This is a genomic window from Caballeronia sp. Lep1P3, assembly GCF_022879595.1.
In the GTDB taxonomy this organism is placed as follows: domain Bacteria; phylum Pseudomonadota; class Gammaproteobacteria; order Burkholderiales; family Burkholderiaceae; genus Caballeronia.
Window position 1 is genome coordinate 659,704 of record NZ_CP084265.1, and the last position, 18,381, is coordinate 678,084.

Here is an 18,381-nt window from a genome sequence, read left to right on the forward strand (position 1 = left end):
TCAGAGCAGCGTGCGCACCTGCCAAAGCTCCGGAAAGAGCACGACATCGAGCATCTTGCGCAGATACGACGCGCCCGCCGTGCCGCCCGTGCCCTGCTTGAAGCCGATGATGCGCTCGACCGTGGTCACATGCCGGAATCGCCATTGGCGAAACGCGTCTTCGAGATCAACGAGTTCCTCGGCCATTTCATAGAGTTCCCAGTGCTTCGACGGCTCGCGATACACCGCGAGCCACGCCGCTTCGACGGACGCATCGTGCGTGGTCGGCTGCGTCCAGTCGCGCTCGAGCCGCGCCGGATCGATGTCGAAGCCGCGTCGCGCGAGCAGGCGGATCACTTCGTCGTAGAAAGAGGGCGCCTCGAGCGTCTCGCGCACCTGTGCGACGACGTCCGGCCGATGCGCGTGCGGCTTGAGCATCTGCGTATTCTTGTTGCCGAGCAGGAACTCGATCTGCCGATACTGATGCGACTGAAACCCCGACGACGCACCGAGATACGGCCGCATCGCGGTGTATTCGGACGGCGTCATCGTCGCGAGCACGTTCCACGCTTGCACCAGTTGCTCGAAAATGCGCGAGACGCGCGCGAGCATCTTGAACGCGGGCGGCAATTCATCGCGATGAACGGCGGCGAGCGCCGCGCGCAGTTCGTAGAGCGCGAGCTTCATCCACAGTTCGCTGGTCTGATGCTGCACGATGAAAAGCATCTCGTTGTGATCCGGCGAAAGCGGATGCTGCGCCGTGAGAATCGCATCGAGGCCGAGATAATCGCCGTAGCTCATCGAATCGGAGAAATCGAGCTGGGCATCGTGCCAGCCTTTCTCTTCGCCTTGCGCGCCGTGGCCGAACGGACAACCTTTGGTTTCGCTCATGATTCCAGTCCTCACGTCACCGACCCGCGCGCGGCGAATTCCGGCGCGCGCCAGCTTTCTGTCGCGAGCACGTCGCGCAGCAGCTCGACGGCATCCCAGACATCGACGAAACGCGTGTAGAGCGGCGTGAAGCCGAAGCGAAGAATGCCCGGCTCGCGATAATCGCCGATCACGCCGCGCGCGATGAGCGCCTGCATCACTTCATAGCCGTTCGGATGATCGAAGCTCACCTGCGAGCCGCGTTTCGCGTGATCGCGCGGCGTCGCGAGCGTGAGCGGGAATTCGCCGCAACGCGCCTGAACCAGCGCGATGAACAAGTCGCCGAGCGCGAGCGACTTGCGCCGCAGCGCCTGCATGTCGGTTTGCAGAAAGACGTCGAGGCCGCATTCGACGAGCGCCATCGACACGATCGGCTGCGTGCCGCATAGAAAGCGGCCAATGCCGTCGTCCGGCCGGTACACCGGGTTCATCTCGAACGGCTTCCTGTGGCTCCACCACCCGGAAAGCGGCTGCGAAAAGTCGTTCTGGTGGCGCTTGGGCACCCACACGAACGCCGGCGAGCCCGGTCCGCCGTTCAGATATTTGTACGTGCAGCCGACCGCGTAATCCGCGCCGACGCCGTTCAGATCGACCGGCACCGCGCCCGCCGAATGCGCGAGATCCCACACGGCGAGCGCGCCCGCGCGATGAATCGTCTCGGTGAGCGCGGCCATGTCGTGCATTTCGCCGGTGCGGTAGTTGACGTGCGTGATCATCGCGACGGCGGTGTTCTCGTCGATGGCGGCGGGAAGCTCGGCGGCATCGTCGACGAGGCGCAGTTCGTAACCGCGATCCAGTTGCTCGATCAAACCCTGCGCGATGTAGAGATCGCTCGGAAAGTTCGACCGTTCGGAGACGATCACGCGGCGCTTCGGATCGCGCGCGTTCGCGAGCTTGAGCGCGGCCGAGAGCACTTTGAAGAGGTTCGCGGAAATCGTGTCCGTGACGACGACTTCGTCCTCGCCCGCGCCGATCAGCGGAGCCAGCTTGTTGCCGAGGCGCTTGGGCAGCGCGAACCAGCCGGCCGTGTTCCAGCTTCGGATCAACCCTTCGCCCCATTCCTCGCCGATCACGCTTGCGGCGCGCGCGGCGGCGGCTTTCGGCGGCACGCCGAGCGAATTGCCGTCCAGATAGATGACGCCATCCGCGAGCGCGAACTGGTCGCGCAGGCGGGCAAGCGGGTCGTCGCGGTCGAGCAGGGCGGCATCGTCACGATGTTTCATCGAAAAGTCCATTTGTTCGGGGAAGATTCAGGAGAGAGGACGCAGGACGGCGCGCACGGGGCTCGCGTCGAGCGTCGCGAATTTGAGCGGAAGCGCGATCAGTTCGTAATCGCCGGGCGCGGCGGCGTCCAGCACGAGGCCTTCGAGGATCGCCATGCCGTGCGCGCGAATGCGGCGGTGGGCATTCATCGTCTTCGAGTCCTGCGGATCGAGCGAAGGCGTGTCGATGCCGATGAGCTTCACGCCGCTCTTCGCCAGCAAGTCGATGGTTTCGGGCGCGACCGCGCAGAACGCGCTGTCCCACGCGTCGAGCGGCGCGCGGTCATACGTGCGCAGGAGAATGCGCGGCGGCGCGTCGTGGAGTTGCGCGGCGATCATCTCCGGCGTCACGGCCGGCTTGGCGCCGATGCAGTGCACGACCCGGCACGCGCCGATGTACGTCTCCAGCGCGACTTCGCCGATGGGCGCGCCGGCTTCGTCGTAGTGCAGCGGGGCATCGGCATGCGCGCCGGTATGCGGCGAAAGCGTGAGACGCGCGACGTTCACCGGCGAGCCGGCTTCCATTCGCCAGACGCGCTCGATGCCGACGGGCGTGTCGCCCGGCCAAACCGGCGTGCCGGCGGCGATCGGCGGGGAAATGTCGAGGAGCGTCATCGAGCGGCCTAGCAGAGAGCGTGGATATGCGTCAAATCATAGCCGCGTTATCTCGAAAAGTGATTGCAAAATAACCACCCAAAAGGTTTGTGGCTAGAACATAATTCGAGGAAACGGGCTAGGAGACTCAAAAGTGACCGGATTCACGCTCGATGCAACCGATTGCCGAATTCTGGCGGTGCTGCAGGAAGACGGACGGATCAGCAACCTGGACCTGGCGGAGCGTATTTCGCTTTCGCCGTCGGCCTGTTTGCGCCGAATGCGTCTGCTCGAAGAAGAAGGGGTCATCGCGAGTTATCGCGCGTGTCTGGATCGGGAGCGGCTGGGTATCGAACTGGAGGCGTTCGTTCACGTCTCGATGCGCAATGACCAGGAAAACTGGCACGAGAAGTTCGCGGCGGCGGTGCGCGAGTGGCCGGAAGTAGTCGGCGCGTTCGTCGTGACCGGCGACACGCATTACGTGCTGCGCGTGCTGGCGCACAACCTCAAGCACTATTCCGACTTCATTCTGACGAAGCTGTACAAGGCGCCGGGCGTCATCGACATCCGTTCGAACATCGTGCTGCAAACCATGAAGGACGACGCGGGCGTGCCCGTCGCGCTGATCGAGCAGCCAGCGCGCGGCGCGTGAATGCGTGAGCGCGCGGGCGCGTTATTCCAGCGTCCCGAGCGTGTGGAAGGCGCCGGCCTGAAATACGAGCGGCGCGACTCCGTTGGCGTCCTCGCGCACGCCGCAGCGTTCCACTTCGCCGACGAAGATGACGTGATCGCCTTCGTCGTAACGGCTGCGGTTGTGGCACTCGAACCACGCGAGCGCGCCGTCCAGCACGGGCATGCCGCTGTCGCCCGCCGCGTGCGAGACGCCGGCGAAGCGGTCGCCCTTGACGGTTGCGAAGCGCCGGCACAGGTCGATCTGCGAAGCCGCCAGCACGTTGATCACGTAATGACTGTTCGAGCGGAACACCGGCATCGACGCCGAGCGCGTCGCGAGACTCCACAGCACGAGCGGCGGATCGAGGGAAACCGAATTGAACGAACTCGCCGTAATGCCGATCAACTGGCCGGACTCCGTGCGCGTGGTGATGACGGTGACGCCGGTCGCAAACTGGCCGAGCGCGGCGCGAAACGCGGCGGGATCGAAATTCGGGGTTTTTGCGCGTGTCATCGGGCTAGTGGGCGGTCGAAATATGTCTTGCGGAACCGAACGGGCCCCGGGTCGCGCTTGCGTCGGATTGACCTTTTGTGAAGTCATATAAAAGCTGAAGGTTTGTTTCGATTCTAGCGGAATCGGCTGGCGGGAGCCGCCATAAGCCAGTACGAAGAACGTGCGCAACGCCGCTTAGCAAAAGGCCGTAAGCTCTGGAGAAGTTGAGAAAGCAACCTGGCGCATCCATATGGATGGTCCGCGGCGTGGCCGCTGCACTTTGGAGGAGCAGGCATGAATCAGCAGGCGAGACTCGAAACCGCGACGCTCGGCGGCGGTTGTTTCTGGTGCACCGAAGCCGTGTTTCTGGCCGTCGAAGGCGTGCAGTCGGTCGAATCCGGCTACGCGGGCGGGCAGGTGGCGAACCCTTCGTATGAGCAAGTCTGCGACGGCAACACCGGCCACGCGGAAGTCGTGAAGGTCGTGTTCGATCCGGATGTCATCGTGTATCGCGAGATTCTCGAGATCTTCTTCGCGACGCACGATCCGACGCAGTTGAATCGTCAGGGCAACGATGTCGGCACGCAGTATCGGTCGGCGGTGTTCACGCATTCGGACGAGCAGCGCGAAATCGCGCAGGAAGTCATCGACGAACTGCAGCGCGAGGATGTCCACGGCGGCAAGATCGTGACCGAAGTCACCGCGCTACGCGACGACTACTATCCGGCCGAGGCGTATCACCAGAACTTCTTCGCGCAGCATCCGAATCAGGGTTACTGCGCGGTGGTCGTCGGCCCGAAAGTGGCGAAGTTCCGCAAGAAGTTCGCACACCGGCTGAAGGCGTGATGCGGCGCTAACTTGAGTCCGGTCGCGCGCGCTCGCAGATGTCCGCGATGCGGCGCGCGAGTTCGAAGCACGTCAGCGGGGCCGAGCCTTCCGCCTTGTTGTTCACGGCGATCACCACGGGCTGGCCCGCAATCGCATACTCTGCGGCGAGTTCCGCGAGCGCCTGGCGCGTCTCGCGGTCTTCATCGACGATTCTGTCGAACGGCTCGTATTTCGCCTTCGCCTGTTCGTAGCGCGCGCCGCTTCGCAGACTCCAGCGCACGACGAGCGGCCCCCGTTCATCCTGATCCAGCAGCGCGAGCGCCTTCGCCTGACGGCGCACGTCCGGCATGCGCGCATGCACGCCGATGCAGTAGCGCACCTTCGCGTCCCGCAGCGCGCGGACAAAGCGCGGCGTGAGCATCACGGCATCGCGCAACTCGACCGCATAGCAGGCTTCGCCTTCGAGCGGCGGCAGCGCGGCGAGGAACACCGAAAGGCGATCGACGAAGCGCGACGGCTCCACGATCATCGCGTCGGAGAGCGGCGGGAACTGGAACACGAACGCGCCGGCCTTCGCCCCGAGTCCGCCGATGCACGGCGCCACGAATTCGTCGATGGCCACTTGCGCGTTCAGGAACGCGGGGTTGTCGGCATCGGGTGCGCCGCGTTGTCCGCGAATGAACGCGTCGGTGACGGACGCGGGCGCCTTCACGATGAAGCGAAAACGCTCCGGCACCTGCGACGCGTATCGCGCATAGTCCGCGAGCGATACCGGCCCGTAGAACGAACGGTCGATGGACACGCTCCCGAGCAGCGGATGCGCGGCATAGGCGACGAGACCGTCGCGCGCGAGCTTTGTGTTCGGGTAGTCGTCGCCGTAGACGATGCCGCGCCAGCCGGGGAACGACCATGTCGACGTGCCGAGGCGCACGTTCGCCGGCAGCCGCTGCGCAAGTTCCGCGATGTCGCGTTGCAACGGCGCGGGCAGCACGCCGCGCGGCTTCGAAGCGGCAGCATGCGCGGTCTCGCCAAACAGATCGAACTGTTCGTCGTGGTCCGCGCCTGTGTCGATCAGCGACGGCTCCCGGCTCAGAGCGGCTTCTCGTAGATATATCGCCGCGACCACGGCAGCGTCTTTGCGCTGCGTCCCGCCTTGCGGCAGATCACCTGATAGATCGAGACGTCGTCGTTCTCGAACGCATACGCGCAGCCCGCGAGATACACACGCCAGATGCGGAACTTCTCGTCGTCGACGAGCTTCCTCGCTTCTTCGGCATTCGCTTCGAACCGCTCCGCCCAGATGCCGAGCGTATGCGCGTAGTGACGGCGCAGGCTTTCCACGTCGACCGCTTCCAGCCCGCCGCGCTGCATGCTTTCGAGCGCGAGACTGATGTGCGGCAACTCGCCGTCCGGAAACACGTATTTGTCGATGAACTCGCCGCCGCCGAGCGACGTCTCGCCGCTCTCCGCATCCGACGACGTGATGCCGTGATTCATCGCGATGCCGTCATCGACAAGCAGTTCGCGGACTTTCGCGAAGTAATCGGGCAGGTTCTTGCGGCCGACGTGCTCGAACATCCCGACGCTCGTGATGCGGTCGAACTGGCCCGGCACATCGCGGTAATCCTGCAGGCGAATCTCGATCTTGTCCTCGAGACCGGCATCTTTCACGCGCTGCGTGGCGAGCTTGAACTGGTTCTCGGACAGCGTGATGCCCACGCACTGCGCGCCGAACTTCTGCGCGGCGCGAATGACGAGCGCGCCCCAGCCGCAGCCGATGTCCAGCAGACGCTGCCCCGGCTGCACCTGAATCTTGGTCAGGATGTGGTCGATTTTCTTGATCTGCGCCGTGTCGATGTCTTCGTCGCCGTTCTCGAAGTACGCGCACGAATAGACCATGTTCTTGTCGAGCCAGAGCTGGTAGAACTCGTTCGACACGTCGTAGTGGTACTGAATGGCTTTCTTGTCCGACGCCTTCGAGTGATTGAAGTAGCGTCGCACGCGGGCGAGCTTGCCCGCATGCGTGACCGTGCTCTTCGCAAGCGAATAGCTGACATTGATGATGTCCGAGAGCTTGCCCTCGATATCGATCTTGCCTTTGACATACGCCTCGCCCAGATTGTCGAGGCTCGGCTCCAGCAGATACGGCAACGCCGTCGCGCTTTTTACGTGCAGCGTCACGCGGGGCGCTGCAAAACGGCCGAAATCGTGCTGCTGCCCGTCCCACAGTACGAGGCGCGCGGGCAGGTTGGCCTCCTCGCGCACTTCCTCGACCCACTGCGTCAGCTTCTTCTCCCAGAACATGCTTGTTTCTCCGCGCTAAGAAAATCAAGATCGAAGGCCGGGGCCTTCATGTTCGTTGCCGTTTGCTGCGCCGGCTTGTCATTTGCGCGCCGCGTGCCGCGGCGGTCTTTGCATTCTGCGTTGCGTCAGGGGGCGAGCCTCGCGATGCGCCACGGCGCCTGCGCGCCCTCGCGCGTATAGACGATGCGATCGTGCAGCCGCGACGGACGTCCTTGCCAAAACTCGATGGTCCCCGGCACGAGCCGGTAGCCGCCCCAGTGCGGCGGTCGCGGCGGCGCGTCGCCGTACTTCTCGATCATGTCGCGCTCGCGTGCTTCGAGCGCCTCGCGGCTTTCGAGCGGCTGGCTCTGATCCGACGCCCACGCGCCGATGCGCGATCCGACCGGCCGCGATGCGTAATACGCGTCGCTTTCTTCGTCGCTCGTCTTGACGATCGTGCCCTCCACGCGCACCTGGCGCTCGAGTTCGATCCAGTGAAAGAGCAGGCTCGCATGCGGATTGGCGGCGAGTTCGCGACCCTTGCGGCTTCCGTAGTTGGTGAAGAACACGAACCCGCGGTCATCGACGCCCTTGATGAGGACGATCCGCGCGGACGGGCGTCCTTGCGCGTCGACGGTTGCGAGCGTCATGGCATTTGGTTCGGGCAACTTGGCATCGAGCGCCTGGGCGAACCAGGTCTGGAATTGCCGCACCGGGTTCGGATCGACATCAGCGGCGTCGAGCGCGCCGCGCGAATAGTTTTTACGAAGGTCTGCGAGGGTCGTCATTTATATGCGAACGCTACAGTCGCGTCAGTATAGCCAAGGTGATACGTTCTTGCCCTGATTACGAAAATCTTGCAATGACGAACGTCAAGCACGGCACACGCGCCGATGCGCTGCCTATCACGCCGTGACATTCGATAAGGCAGAATACGCAATTCAGCCGGATTTTGCATGAAGGGACTGCCAAGTTTTTCGCGCCCGACAGCCGCCCGTAAGCCTTCTCCATGGGCACGCCGGTCCGTTTTTCACATTGCCGCCCGCAAGCCATGACCTCATCCGATGCCACCGTCACGCCTCCCGTTGAAGACACCGTCGATCGCGCGCGGCGCTTCGGGGGCGTCGCGCGTCTGTACGGTCCGGGCGCGCTGGCGGCGTTCGAGCGCGCGCATGTCGCGGTGATCGGCATCGGCGGCGTGGGATCGTGGGTCGCGGAGGCGCTGGCGCGCAGCGCGGTCGGCACGCTCACGCTCATCGACCTCGACAACGTCGCCGAGAGCAACACGAACCGGCAGGTTCACGCGCTCGATGGCAACTACGGCAAGGCCAAGGTCGCGGCGATGGCCGAGCGCATCGCGCTCATCGATCCCGCGTGCGACGTGCGGCAGGTCGAAGACTTCGTCGAGCCGGGCAATTTCGACGCGACGCTCGGCGCAGGCTTCGACTTCGTCGTCGATGCGATCGACAGCGTCCGCACGAAGACCGCGCTAATCGCATGGTGCGTCGCGCGCAAGCAGCCGATGATTACCGTGGGCGGCGCGGGCGGGCAACTGGACCCGACGCGCATCCGCATCGACGATCTCGCGCTCACGATTCAAGACCCGCTGCTCTCGAAGGTGCGCGGCCAGTTGCGCAAGCAGCATGGATTTCCGCGCGGCCCGAAGGCGCGCTTCAAGGTGAGCGCCGTGTATTCCGACGAGCCGCTCATCTATCCGGAAGCGCCGTCGTGCGACATCAGCGAGGGCGCGGAGCATCTGGAAACGGGCGCGAACTACGCGGGTCCGGTCGGGCTGAATTGCGCGGGATTCGGATCGAGCGTGTGCGTGACGGCCAGCTTCGGGTTTGCTGCGGCGGCGTTCGTGCTGCGGGAACTCGCGAAGCGCGCGGCGTAGCTTCCGGCGTTCGCGCAACGAAAAACGGCCAGCGTTCGTCGCTGGCCGTTGTCGTTCGTGCGCTCCTGCAAGCGCGCGATCAGTTCATCGCCGCGCTCAATCTGCGTCGCCAGAACGACACGAGATCCGGCTGATTCGACGCCAGTTCGAACACCGACAGCATCGTCTTGCGGCCGACATCGTCCATGAAACCGCGATCGCGCTCGACGATGGCAAGCAGATGCTCGAGCGCGCCCGCATAGTCGCGGCCCGCGATCAGGCGGTTCGCGAGCGCAAAGCGCGCGTCGAGATCGTCGGGGTTGGCGTTCACGGCGTCGATGAGCGCGTCGGCGGGCGGCAGCGCGGCGGCGGCATCGGCGGCGTCGATTTCGGTCTTCAGCGCGTTGTAGCGCGCGTCGATGCCTTGCGTCGTCTTCGGCGAGAGCAGTTTTTCTTCTTCCTTCGCCTCGTCCACGCGCCGTTGCGCGAGCAGCCACTCGATCAGATCGAGGCGCGCGTCGTCATAGCCCGGATCGAGCGCGAGCGCGGCCTCGATGCGGTTGATCGCTTCATCGCGATTGCCGAGCGCCCACGCGTTGTGCGCCGCGCGGCGCTCCGCATCGGCGCCATCGGGCACGAGCTTGTCGAGGAACGCGCGCAACTGGCTCTCCGGCAGCACGCCGATGAACTGGTCGATCGGCTGTCCGTCCGCGAACGCGATCACGTGCGGAATGCTGCGCACCTGAAAGTGCTGCGCGAGTTCCTGATTCTCGTCGACGTTCACCTTGACGAGCTTCCATTTGCCGCCGGCTTCGGCTTCGAGCCGTTCGAGCATCGGGCCGAGCGTCTTGCAGGGGCCGCACCAGGGCGCCCAGAAATCGACGAGGACGGGCGCGAGCATCGACGCCGTGATGACGTCGTTCTCGAATGTGGCGAGGGTCGTATCCATGCGTTTCTCCTAATGCTTGCGAGCTATCTCGAAATGTCAGATGGGGACGAACCGCGTGGGTCTCAATGTCTGCGTCCGCTGCGTCGCGCACGCCTCATGCCTCGGGCGCGCGTGTTTCGCGGCGCGGCGGCGGCAGTGGAATGAATTCGGTTTCGCCCGGCACATGGCCCATGCGCTGCTCGCTCCACGCGTGTTTCGCGGCTTCTATCTTGTCGCGCGAACTGGACACGAAGTTCCATTCGATGAAACGCGCGCCGTCGAGCGGCGCGCCGCCGAGCAGCATCGCGGTTGCGCCTTGCCTGCTCGCGAGACGCACCGTCGCGCCGGGCGAAAGCACGGCCATCTGCTGCGGCGGGAGCGCTTCGCCATCGATGCTGAGGTCGCCATCGACGAGATATACGCCGCGTTCCTCGTGTTCGGCATCCAGCGCCAGTGCGCTGGCCGCCGCGAAGTGCGCGGCCACGTAGAGCGTCGGCGAAAACGTGCGCGTGGGAGCCGTCGCGCCGAACGCCGTGCCCGCGATCACGCGCAAGGTCACGCCGTCGCGCTCGATCTGCGGCAGCGTCGCGGCGGCGTGATGCTCGAACGATGGCTCGACGTCCTCGCTCGCCACCGGCAGCGCGACCCACGTCTGGACGCCGTGCATCGACTGACCGGCGGCGCGCTCCTCGTCCGGCGTGCGCTCGGAATGCACGATGCCCCGGCCCGCCGTCATCCAGTTGACATCGCCGGGCACGATCTTCTGCACCGAGCCGACGCTGTCGCGGTGCATGATCGCGCCGTCGAAGAGATACGTGACCGTCGCGAGCCCGATATGCGGATGCGGCCGCACGTCGAGGCCGTTGCCAGGCATGAGGGTTGCGGGACCGATATGGTCGAAAAAGATGAAGGGTCCGACAGTGCGCGCAGCGAGAGCGGGCAGGACGCGCCTCACCGTGAGGCCGCCGACGTCGTGCTGATGAGGCTTCAACTGCGCGTGGATCGTCGAGGACATGGCGGTCACCGAAGCATGGCGGGCGCCGGAATGGCGCACCAGAACCGCCGATTCTACCGGTGGCCGCAGACAGGCGCATGGCAGGCAGTCCGGGCGTGCGCCGCGCCCTTCACAGTTCCGTGCGGTCGCGACCGGCCGCGCTTTTTGAAGCATGCGTGCAGCTTCGCGCAACCTTGATAGGAGTGGGAAAAATGAGCAAGAACAAGCTTTTGATCGCCCTCACCGCAGGCCTTTTTGCAGCGACGGGCGCGCTCGCGCAGACCTCGTCCGGCAATTCGTCGGCCGCGATGGGCGGCGACACGGGCGGCGCGACGGCCACGCAAGGCGATGCGTCCGCGGGCACGGGGTCGACGATGACCAAGAAGCACCGCGCGCGCAGGCACACCGCGCATCCGTCGGCGGGCAAGAAGACGCCCGATGTCGAAACCGGCAACAATCCGGCTGCGGAATCCGGCCAGAGCAAGTAACTCGCGGTTTCCCGCATCACACGAAGCGCCCGCGCCTTGAAACGCGCGGGCGCTTTGCGTCGTTTCGACCCGTCCACGTCGAGCGCAGCTTTTAACAATCCTTCCCTCGCGCGCTTCGCTACACTCGCCGGATTGCAAGCCATTCGCACCGAACGAGGGGAGCGGCGATGTCGCCTAAGGATTTGCTGATTGCAACGGTCGTCATTTTTGCGTGGGGCGTGAACTTCGTCGTCATCAAGCTGGGGCTGCATGGCGTGCCGCCGATGCTGCTCGGCGCGCTGCGTTTCGCGCTCGCCGCCGTCCCGGTGTTCTTCGTCAAGCGCCCGCAGATTCCGCTGCGATGGCTCTTCGCCTACGGCCTCACCATTTCGCTCGGGCAATTCGCGCTGCTCTTCTATGGCATGTATGTCGGCATGCCGGCGGGCCTCGCGTCGCTCGTGCTTCAGGCGCAGGCGTTCTTCACGCTGATATTCGCCGCGATGTTCCTCGGCGAACGCATCCGCGCGGCCAATGTGATCGGCCTCGTGATCGCGGCGGCGGGACTCGCGCTGATCGGCATGCACGGCGGCCAGGCGATGACGCTCACGGGCTTTCTGTTCACGCTCGGCGCATCCGCGATGTGGGCGCTCGGCAATGTCGTGACCAAGCGCATGGGCAAGGTCGATCTGCTGTCGCTCGTCGTGTGGGCGAGCCTGATTCCGCCACTTCCGTTTCTCGCGCTCTCGCTGATCTTCGAAGGCCCGGCGCGCATTCAATCCAGTCTCGCCGCGATTCCGCTCGTTTCGGTGCTCGCGGTCGTGTATCTGTCGTTCGTCGCGACCATCGTCGGATACAGCTTGTGGGGCAAGCTGCTCGCGCGCTATCCGGCGGCGCAGGTCGCGCCGTTCTCGCTGCTGGTGCCGGTGATCGGCCTCGCGTCGGCGGCGGTCTTTCTCGGGGAAGGCCTGAGCGCTATCGAGGTGGCGGGCGCCGCGCTCGTCATGGCGGGACTCGCGGTGAACGTGTTCGGCGGGCGGCTCGTGCAGCGCTTTTTGCCTGCGACGCGCTGAAGCGAGCCGTGCCGCTTACGTCATGCGGCTCTTGGCCAGCGGCGGATTCGCGGCGAAGTAGCGCTTGATGCCCTTCAGAATGGCGTTCGCCATCTTGTCGCGATAGGCGTCGTCGTTCAGGCGCGTTTCCTCGTCCGGATTGCTGATGAACGCCGTTTCGACGAGGATCGATGGAATGTCCGGCGCCTTCAGCACGGCGAATCCCGCCTGCTCGACCGATCCCTTGTGCAGCTTGTTGATGCCGCCGATTTCGTTCAGCACGAAGTTGCCGTAGCGCATCGAATCGCGGATTTGCGCGGTCGTCGACATGTCGAAGAGCGCGCGGCTCACGGCTGCGTCCTGCGTCTTGACGTTGATGCCGCCGACCTGATCCGACGAGTTTTCCTTGTTCGCCATCCAGCGCGCGGCCGCGCTCGACGCGCCGTGCTCCGACAACGCGAAGACCGACGAGCCGCGCGCATCGGGCGAGGTGAAGGCGTCGGCGTGAATCGAGACGAAGAGGTCGGCGGAAACGCGCTGCGCCTTTTGCACGCGCACGTTGAGCGGCACGAAGAAGTCGGCGTCGCGGGTCATCATCGCGCGCATGTTCGGCTGCGCGTCGATCTTCGCGCGCAGTTTCTTCGCGATGTCGAGCGCGATGTGCTTCTCGTACGTGCCCGCGCCGCCGATCGCGCCGGGATCTTCGCCCCCGTGACCGGGATCGATCGCGACGGTCAGAAGGCGTGTGGTTCCGGCGCGATCCTGCTTCGGCGACGAGAACGCGTAGTGGTCGTCGTCATCGTCGTCTTTCTTCTTCGCGATGACCGGCGGCACCGCGACGGGCGGCACGCGCGGCTTGACGGCGGGCGCGGGCGCGGCTTTCGGGGCGGGCGCGGCGGTGTCGTCGGAAAGATCGTTTTGCGCGTACTTCTGGAAAAACTCGTCGGTCGAATCCTGCGCGAGCGGCTTTTGCGCGGTGGCCGGGCCGGAAAGCGTCGCGGGCGGCGGCGCGGCCGGATTCGGATTCGCGCGGTCGAACGCTTCCTGCTTGTGCTCGGTCTGCGCGAGCAGTTCCATCAGCGGATCGGGCGCGACGGCGGGATAGAGGTCGAACACGAGCCGGTACTTGTAGCTGCCGATCGGCCCGAGCGTGAACACCTGCGGCTTCACCGAGCCCTTGAGGTCGAACACCATCCGCACGACATGCGGCTGATATTGCCCGACGCGCACCGCCTGAATCTGCGGATCGTTCGGCGTGATCTTCGAGACGAGATCCCGCAACGCCTGATCGAGATCGATGCCGTTCAGATCGACGACGAGCCGGTCCGGTCCCTGCAAAAGCTGATTGTTGTTCGTGAGCGGCTGGTCGGATTCGATCGTCACGCGCGTGTAATCGCGCGCCGGCCACACGCGCACGCCGAGCACGGAGCTGGCATGCGCGAGCTTCGGCCCGACGAGCGCGAGCACGAGCGTCGATGCGCCCGCGCGCAGCACCTGGCGCCGGCGCCAGTTGTGCGGCGCGCCCGCGCTCGATTCGATCGAATGGAACGGCTTGATCAGCATCTTTCGAGACATGACTTTCCTGTTTCGCTGAACGCCCGCGCGGTCAGCACGCGGCCTTCTTCTTCGTTCGTTTGCGTTGATTCTCTTGCGGGCGCGCCGGCTTGCGGCAGCGTCAGCACGAACACGAGGTCCGGCACGCCGAGCAAGCCGCCCGCTTGCTGCGGCCATTCGACGAGACAGATCGCGCCCCGGTCGAAATATTCGCGAAAGCCGGCATCGGCCCATTCGGCCGGATCGGCGAAGCGGTAGAGATCGAAGTGATAGACATCGAGCGGGCCGCCCGGCGCGTCGATCGAATACGGCTCGACGAGCGTGTAAGTCGGGCTTTTCACGCGGCCAACGTGCCCGAGCGCGCGCAATGTCGCGCGCACCAGCGTGGTCTTGCCCGCGCCGAGGTCTCCGAACAACTGGACTTGCAGTCCGTGGAATGGTTCAGACGATGCCTGCGCGCGCGTCTCGCCGATAGCGCGTGCAAAGCGCTCGCCGAAGGCGAGCGTCGCGGCTTCGTCGCGCAGATCGAAGCGGCGTTCGATGAGCGCGGCGGGGAGATCGGGCGTCGATGGTGCGAGGCTTTCGGGCATTGCTCGTAAAATGTCGTGATGAACCGATTGCCGGAACACTCCGTTGAAGTCACGACCGCGGCGAGCGACGCCGCCGTCGACTCGCGCGCCTTGCATCGCATCGAGAGCGACGAGGCCGCGCTGGCGGAACTCGCGCAGCGCATCAGGACGTGGGGGCGCGAGCTGGGATTCGGTGCGGTCGGCATCAGCGATATCGACCTGACGGATGCCGAGGAGGGCCTTGCTAGTTGGCTCGAAGCAGGCTATCACGGCGAAATGGATTATATGGCCAAACATGGGATGAAACGCGCAAGGCCGGCCGAGCTTGTGGCCGGAACGCGACGGGTCATCACGGCGCGCATGGCTTATCTTCCGGCTGCGACGCTCGCGCAAAAGGGCGATGAAAGTGTCGCGACAGCGGACGGTCAGAAGAACGACTGGCGCGCGGTCGAATGGACGCGGCTCGCCGATCCAGCGCAAGCCGTCGTGTCGATCTACGCGCGTGGCCGCGACTATCACAAGGTCATGCGCAACCGCTTGCAGCAGCTTGCCGAGCGGATAGAAGGCGAGGTCGGGCAGTTCGGGCATCGCGCGTTCACGGACTCGGCGCCGGTGCTGGAAGTCGCGCTCGCGCAGAAAGCGGGCAACGGCTGGCGCGGCAAGCACACGCTGCTGCTCGATCGGGATGCCGGGTCGCTGTTCTTTCTCGGCGAGATTTACGTCGATCTGCCGTTGCCGGTCGATCCGCAACCCGAAGAGGACGGCGCGCATTGCGGACAATGCACGCGCTGCGTCGGCGCGTGTCCGACGGGCGCGATCGTCGGGCCGTATCGCGTGGACGCGCGGCGCTGCATCTCCTATCTGACGATCGAACTGCACGGTAGCATTCCGGAAGCGATGCGCCCGCTCATCGGCAATCGCGTGTACGGCTGCGACGATTGCCAGCTCGCGTGTCCGTGGAACAAGTTCGCGCAGGCCGCGCCGGTCGCGGATTTCGACGTGCGGCACGGGCTGGACCGTGCGACGCTCGTCGAACTCTTCGCGTGGAGCGCCGAGGATTTCGACACGCGCATGCAGGGCAGCGCGATCCGGCGCATCGGACACGAGCGATGGCTGCGCAATATCGCCGTCGCGATGGGCAACGCGCTGCGCTCGCCGCTGCCGCGCGATGAACGCGCGGCCATCGTCGACGCGTTGCGCGCGCGCGCCGGCGATTCGTCGGCGCTGGTGCGCGAACACGTCGAATGGGCGCTGAAGCAAGGGGAAACGCATGAAAAGCATGCTGTCTGAAGGCGTTTTCGATGCCGCGCGCCACGCACCGCGCCACACACCGAGTTCTGCGCCGTTCGATGCGATCATCGACGCGCCGTTCGGCAAGGTCGGCATCCGCGCCGGCGAGCACACGGTGCGCGAGATCGTCTATCTTCCGGCAGACGTGGAAGCTGTCGACCCGGCTTCACCGCTCGCGCAAGAAGCCGCAGCGCAGATTCGCCGCTACTTCGATACGCCGTCGATGCGCTTCGACTTGCCGCTCGCCGTTCGCGGCACCGCGTTTCAGCAGCGCGTGTGGCGCGGCATCGGCGGCATCGCGGCGGGGCAGGTCTGGACGTATGGGCAACTCGCGCGCGAAATCGGCAGTGTGCCGCGCGCGGTCGGGCAGGCGTGCGGCTCCAATCCGCTGCCTATCGTGATACCGTGCCACCGCGTTGTCGCGTCGGGCGGAATCGGCGGCTTCGCACATCATCCCGGCGATGGCTTTTTTCGCGACGTGAAGCGCTGGCTGCTGGCGCATGAAGGTGTATCGATCGCATGACGAGCATGACGAGCGCAACGACTGAAGAACTGGAAACGCCCGAACTCACGGCGAGCAGCGACGCCATCGACCTCTTTTGCGACGCGCTGTGGCTCGAACACGGACTCGCCAAGAATTCGCTCGATGCGTATCGCCGCGATCTGAAGCTCTTCGCCGAATGGCTCGCGAAGCAGCGGGGCGCGTCCATCGACTTCGCCACCGAAGCCGACATGAACGGCTACATGGCCGCGCGCCGCGGCGACAAGGCGACCTCCGCAAACCGGCGTCTTTCCGTCTTTCGCCGCTATTACGCGTGGGCGCTGCGGGAGCATCGCGCCACCGCCGATCCGACGCTCAAGCTGCGCTCGGCGAAGCAGGCGCCGCGTTTCCCGTCGACGTTGAACGAAGCGCAAGTCGAGGCGCTGTTGCACGCGCCCGATATCGAGACGCCGCTCGGCTTGCGCGACCGCACGATGCTCGAACTGATGTACGCGAGCGGGCTTCGCGTGACCGAACTCGTCACGCTGAAGACCGTGGAAGTCGGGCTGAACGAGGGCGTCGTGCGCGTGATGGGCAAGGGCTCGAAGGAGCGGCTCGTGCCGTTCGGCGAGGCGGCGCACGAGTGGATCACGCGCTATCTGCGCGAATCGCGCCCGGCGCTGCTCGGCGCGCGCGCCGCCGATGCGCTTTTCGTCACCGCGCGCGGCGAAGGCATGACGCGCCAGCAGTTCTGGAACATCATCAAGCGCCACGCGCTGAACGGCGGCGTGCACGCGCCGCTTTCGCCGCACACGCTGCGTCACGCGTTCGCGACGCATCTGCTGAACCACGGCGCCGACTTGCGCGTCGTGCAATTGCTGCTCGGCCACTCCGACATCTCGACGACGCAAATCTACACGCACGTCGCGCGCGAACGTCTGCAGAAGCTGCATCGCGAACATCATCCGCGCGGCTAGATGTCCGCGCCGCGCATGAGTCCTCGCGCGATGATCACCTGCTGAATCTGCGACGTGCCTTCGTAGAGCCTGAAGAGCCGCACGTCGCGATAGAAACGCTCGATGCCGTACTCCGCGACATAGCCCGCGCCGCCATGCACCTGCACCGCGCGATCCGCGACGCGCCCGCACATTTCCGTTGCGAAGTACTTCGCAGCGGACGCTTCGATGGACACGTCGCGGCCTTCGTCGCGGCGGCGCGCGGCGTCGAGCACCATGCATTCGGCGGCATACAGTTCGGTCTTGCTGTCCGCGAGCATGCCCTGAACGAGCTGGAATTCCGCGATTGGCTGGCCGAACTGGCGGCGTTCCATCGCGTAGGCGAGGGCGTCGCGCAACATGCGCTTCGCCGCGCCGACCGCGATTGCCGCGATATGAATGCGCCCTTTGTCGAGCGTTTTCATCGCCGTCTTGAAGCCGACGCCTTCCACGCCGCCGATCAGTTGCCGCGCCGGCACGCGGCAGTTCTCGAAGATGACGTCGCTCGTATGCGCGCCGCGCTGGCCCATCTTGCGATCCGGCTTGCCGAGCGACAGCCCCGGCGTATCGCGCTCGACGATGAACGCGGAAATGGCGCTCGCGCCTTTCGCGTCGCCGGTGCGGGCCATGACCGTATAGATGCCCGCTTCGGGCGCGTTCGTGATGAAGCGCTTAGTCCCGTTGAGCACGTAGGCGTCGCCGTCTTTTCGCGCCGTTGTCTTGAGCGAGGCGGCATCCGATCCGGAATCCGGCTCCGTGAGACAGAACGAGCCGATCAGTTCGCCCGACGCGAGCTTCGGCAGATAGTGCGCCTTTTGCTCCTCGGTGCCGTCGAGCAGAATGCCGATCGACCCGATGCCGTTGTTCGTGCCGATGACCGAGCGAAACGCGGGCGACGTCTGCCCGAGCTCGAACGCAATGCGAACTTCCTCTTCCATCGTCAGACCGAGTCCGCCATACGCCTCCGGAATCGTGAGTCCGAACATGCCGATTTCGCGCATCGCCGCGATGAGATCGGCGGGAATGGCGTCGGTTTCGTCGACTTCGGCTTCGCGCGGCACGAGCTTCTCGCGCACGAATCGGCGGATGGTGTCCTCAAGCAGCGTTTGAGTTTCGGCGTCGCGGATCATGGCTATTTCC

At 65.2% G+C, this 18,381-nt stretch carries 20 protein-coding genes; 8 read left to right on the forward strand and 12 right to left on the reverse strand.

What is annotated here, in order from left to right; all coding sequences use genetic code 11:
- From kynA to kynB, 3 genes are read right to left on the reverse strand one after another with little or no spacing between them, the layout of a single operon-like run.
- Window positions 1-870: a tryptophan 2,3-dioxygenase gene (gene kynA, locus LDZ27_RS03110; protein ID WP_244815283.1), complete on the reverse strand. Its 870-nt coding sequence runs from the start codon at window positions 868-870 to the stop codon at window positions 1-3.
- 11 nt (window positions 871-881) lie between these two features.
- Window positions 882-2,132: a kynureninase gene (gene kynU, locus LDZ27_RS03115; protein ID WP_244815284.1), complete on the reverse strand. Its 1,251-nt coding sequence runs from the start codon at window positions 2,130-2,132 to the stop codon at window positions 882-884.
- A 27-nt stretch (window positions 2,133-2,159) separates the two neighbouring features.
- Window positions 2,160-2,786, reverse strand: coding sequence for an arylformamidase (gene kynB, locus LDZ27_RS03120; protein WP_244815285.1), 627 nt, complete (start codon window positions 2,784-2,786; stop codon window positions 2,160-2,162).
- A gap of 133 nt (window positions 2,787-2,919) precedes the next feature.
- Between kynB and LDZ27_RS03125 the strand changes: the two genes are divergently transcribed.
- Window positions 2,920-3,417 carry an Lrp/AsnC family transcriptional regulator gene (locus LDZ27_RS03125; protein WP_175944902.1) on the forward strand — a complete coding sequence of 166 codons (498 nt, stop codon included), beginning with the start codon at window positions 2,920-2,922 and terminating at the stop codon, window positions 3,415-3,417.
- 21 nt (window positions 3,418-3,438) lie between these two features.
- Here LDZ27_RS03125 and LDZ27_RS03130 read toward each other — a convergent pair whose 3' ends face one another.
- The gene (locus LDZ27_RS03130; RefSeq protein ID WP_244815286.1) at window positions 3,439-3,951 is read right to left on the reverse strand and encodes a flavin reductase family protein; all 513 of its coding nucleotides are present in this window, start codon (window positions 3,949-3,951) and stop codon (window positions 3,439-3,441) included.
- Window positions 3,952-4,224: 273 nt separating this feature from the next.
- On the opposite strand from LDZ27_RS03130, the gene msrA reads away from it, so the two are divergent.
- Entirely contained in the window at window positions 4,225-4,776 is a 552-nt protein-coding gene (gene msrA / locus LDZ27_RS03135) for a peptide-methionine (S)-S-oxide reductase MsrA (protein WP_244815287.1), read from the forward strand.
- A 7-nt stretch (window positions 4,777-4,783) separates the two neighbouring features.
- On the opposite strand, the gene LDZ27_RS03140 is transcribed toward msrA, so the two are convergent.
- The 3 genes from LDZ27_RS03140 to pdxH all read right to left on the reverse strand — a co-directional run bounded on the left by LDZ27_RS03140 (window position 4,784) and on the right by pdxH (window position 7,829).
- On the reverse strand, window positions 4,784-5,920 hold the full coding sequence (locus LDZ27_RS03140; protein WP_370653386.1) for a DUF72 domain-containing protein: 1,137 nt from the start codon (window positions 5,918-5,920) through the stop codon (window positions 4,784-4,786).
- The gene (locus LDZ27_RS03145; RefSeq protein WP_244815288.1) at window positions 5,848-7,062 is read right to left on the reverse strand and encodes a cyclopropane-fatty-acyl-phospholipid synthase family protein; all 1,215 of its coding nucleotides are present in this window, start codon (window positions 7,060-7,062) and stop codon (window positions 5,848-5,850) included. Before LDZ27_RS03145 ends, LDZ27_RS03140 begins: the two co-directional genes overlap by 73 nt.
- Before the next feature lie 125 nt (window positions 7,063-7,187).
- Window positions 7,188-7,829: a pyridoxamine 5'-phosphate oxidase gene (gene pdxH / locus LDZ27_RS03150; protein WP_244815289.1), complete on the reverse strand. Its 642-nt coding sequence runs from the start codon at window positions 7,827-7,829 to the stop codon at window positions 7,188-7,190.
- A 263-nt stretch (window positions 7,830-8,092) separates the two neighbouring features.
- Here pdxH and LDZ27_RS03155 point away from each other — a divergent pair, with 263 nt between their 5' ends.
- On the forward strand, window positions 8,093-8,935 hold the full coding sequence (locus LDZ27_RS03155) for a ThiF family adenylyltransferase (RefSeq protein WP_244815290.1): 843 nt from the start codon (window positions 8,093-8,095) through the stop codon (window positions 8,933-8,935).
- 79 nt (window positions 8,936-9,014) lie between these two features.
- On the opposite strand, the gene trxA is transcribed toward LDZ27_RS03155, so the two are convergent.
- Together trxA and LDZ27_RS03165 are read right to left on the reverse strand one after the other, a co-directional pair.
- Window positions 9,015-9,863 carry a thioredoxin gene (trxA, locus tag LDZ27_RS03160; RefSeq protein WP_244815291.1) on the reverse strand — a complete coding sequence of 283 codons (849 nt, stop codon included), beginning with the start codon at window positions 9,861-9,863 and terminating at the stop codon, window positions 9,015-9,017.
- A 94-nt stretch (window positions 9,864-9,957) separates the two neighbouring features.
- Window positions 9,958-10,857, reverse strand: coding sequence for a pirin family protein (locus LDZ27_RS03165; protein ID WP_244815292.1), 900 nt, complete (start codon window positions 10,855-10,857; stop codon window positions 9,958-9,960).
- Window positions 10,858-11,048: 191 nt separating this feature from the next.
- Here LDZ27_RS03165 and LDZ27_RS03170 point away from each other — a divergent pair, with 191 nt between their 5' ends.
- The gene (locus tag LDZ27_RS03170) at window positions 11,049-11,324 is read left to right on the forward strand and encodes a hypothetical protein (RefSeq protein WP_244815293.1); all 276 of its coding nucleotides are present in this window, start codon (window positions 11,049-11,051) and stop codon (window positions 11,322-11,324) included.
- 167 nt (window positions 11,325-11,491) lie between these two features.
- On the forward strand, window positions 11,492-12,373 hold the full coding sequence (locus tag LDZ27_RS03175) for an EamA family transporter (RefSeq protein WP_244815294.1): 882 nt from the start codon (window positions 11,492-11,494) through the stop codon (window positions 12,371-12,373).
- 15 nt (window positions 12,374-12,388) lie between these two features.
- Here the strand turns inward: LDZ27_RS03175 and LDZ27_RS03180 are convergent, their stop codons facing one another.
- Together LDZ27_RS03180 and tsaE are read right to left on the reverse strand one after the other, a co-directional pair.
- A complete protein-coding gene (locus LDZ27_RS03180; RefSeq protein ID WP_244815295.1) occupies window positions 12,389-13,927 on the reverse strand; it encodes an N-acetylmuramoyl-L-alanine amidase in 1,539 nt (512 codons plus the stop codon).
- The gene (gene tsaE, locus LDZ27_RS03185) at window positions 13,909-14,496 is read right to left on the reverse strand and encodes a tRNA (adenosine(37)-N6)-threonylcarbamoyltransferase complex ATPase subunit type 1 TsaE (protein ID WP_244815296.1); all 588 of its coding nucleotides are present in this window, start codon (window positions 14,494-14,496) and stop codon (window positions 13,909-13,911) included. The genes LDZ27_RS03180 and tsaE overlap by 19 nt, the downstream gene beginning before the upstream one ends.
- Window positions 14,497-14,514: 18 nt before the next feature.
- On the opposite strand from tsaE, the gene queG reads away from it, so the two are divergent.
- From queG to xerD, 3 genes are read left to right on the forward strand one after another with little or no spacing between them, the layout of a single operon-like run.
- On the forward strand, window positions 14,515-15,765 hold the full coding sequence (gene queG / locus LDZ27_RS03190) for a tRNA epoxyqueuosine(34) reductase QueG (protein ID WP_244815297.1): 1,251 nt from the start codon (window positions 14,515-14,517) through the stop codon (window positions 15,763-15,765).
- Window positions 15,755-16,288, forward strand: coding sequence for a methylated-DNA--[protein]-cysteine S-methyltransferase (locus LDZ27_RS03195; RefSeq protein WP_244816021.1), 534 nt, complete (start codon window positions 15,755-15,757; stop codon window positions 16,286-16,288). Before queG ends, LDZ27_RS03195 begins: the two co-directional genes overlap by 11 nt.
- A 5-nt stretch (window positions 16,289-16,293) precedes the next feature.
- On the forward strand, window positions 16,294-17,223 hold the full coding sequence (gene xerD, locus LDZ27_RS03200) for a site-specific tyrosine recombinase XerD (RefSeq protein WP_244816022.1): 930 nt from the start codon (window positions 16,294-16,296) through the stop codon (window positions 17,221-17,223).
- Here the strand turns inward: xerD and LDZ27_RS03205 are convergent.
- A complete protein-coding gene (locus tag LDZ27_RS03205; RefSeq protein WP_244815298.1) occupies window positions 17,220-18,371 on the reverse strand; it encodes an acyl-CoA dehydrogenase family protein in 1,152 nt (383 codons plus the stop codon). The genes xerD and LDZ27_RS03205 overlap by 4 nt on opposite strands.
- Window positions 18,372-18,381: the final 10 nt, after the last annotated feature.